The following is a 1420-nucleotide window of genomic DNA, read 5'->3' on the forward strand; positions in this document are numbered from 1 at the left end:
CGGACCCTCTGGCTGTGGAAAAAGTACCATTCTCAGGTGTTTTAATCGTCTCAATGATTTAATTCACGGTTTTCGTATTGACGGCAAAGTTTTTTATCATAACCAAGATATTTACTCTCAAGAGGTGGATCCTGTCGAAGTCAGAAAATACATCGGTATGGTGTTCCAGCGCCCTAATCCTTTTCCCAAATCCATCTATGATAATGTGGTTTACGGAGCGCGATTAAATGGTTATAAAGGCGATTTAGATGAATTAGTAGAAACTTCCTTGCGTCGGGCTGCTCTCTGGGAAGAAGTAAAAGATAAACTGAAAGAAAGCGGTTTTTCCCTATCGGGGGGACAACAACAAAGATTATGTATTGCTCGCACTATTGCCGCTCAACCAGAAGTATTATTAATGGATGAACCCTGTTCGGCACTCGATCCAATTTCAACTTTAAAAGTTGAGGAATTAATGCACGAATTAAAAGAACGTTATACAATTATTATTGTTACTCACAATATGCAACAAGCCACCAGAGTAGCGGATTTAACGGCTTTTTATAACGCTGAACCAACCGATAAAGGTGGCAAAATCGGTTATCTAGTCGAGTTTGATCATACGGATAAAATCTTTAGTGATCCTCAAGAAAAAGCAACTAAAGATTATGTTAGTGGACGTTTTGGCTAAATCAGTTATCAGTTATCAGTTATCAGTTATCAGATGTGAGTTTTCAGTGAACAGTATGAAGTGGCAAGTTGGGAGTTTTCTTTTCACTGATTACCGATTACTGTTTACCAGTCACTAAAAAAACACTCATCTCCTTTTTTTTTAAAGATTATGTATAGTACCGATGTTGTTACCGATGCGGTTTTGAGAACCAAAAACTTAAACGTTTACTACGGTTCTAATCTCGCTGTTCGTGATGTTAACCTTGATATTCCTGAGAAAAAAGTGATCGCTTTTATCGGTCCCTCTGGCTGCGGGAAAAGTACAGTTTTACGCTGTTTTAATCGCATGAATGATCTGGTTAAAAGTGCCAAAATTGAGGGAAAAGTTACCTTTCGCGGCCAAGATATTTATGGTAATTCCGTTAATCCTATCGGGTTACGCAGTCGCATCGGTATGGTGTTTCAAAAACCGAATCCTTTCCCTAAATCTATCTATGAAAATATCGCTTTTGGGGCGCGATTAAATGGTTACATCGGTGATATGGATCAATTAGTGGAAGAATCTTTAAAAAAAGCCGTTCTCTGGGATGATGTTAAAGATAAACTCAAAGAAAGTGGTTTAGCTTTATCGGGGGGACAACAACAAAGGTTATGTATTGCTCGCGCTATTGCGGTTAAACCGGAAGTTGTTTTAATGGATGAACCCTGTGCGGCACTCGATCCAATTTCTACCCTAAAAATTGAGGAATTAATTCACGAATTGAAAACC

Annotated in this window: 2 protein-coding genes; both read left to right on the forward strand. The window is 38.6% G+C overall.

The features are described from left to right. Positions 1–670, forward strand: a 670-nt coding sequence (gene pstB, locus PX484_RS01465) for a phosphate ABC transporter ATP-binding protein PstB (protein WP_288102705.1), incomplete at its 5' end; no start/stop codon positions are given. Between the two features lie 150 nt (positions 671–820). Beyond that, the coding region (locus PX484_RS01470) for a phosphate ABC transporter ATP-binding protein (RefSeq protein WP_288102706.1) at positions 821–1420 on the forward strand (600 nt) is incomplete at its 3' end.

The organism is Microcystis sp. M49636_WE2 (assembly GCF_030065375.1).
In the GTDB taxonomy this organism is placed as follows: Bacteria; Cyanobacteriota; Cyanobacteriia; order Cyanobacteriales; family Microcystaceae; genus Microcystis; species Microcystis aeruginosa_C.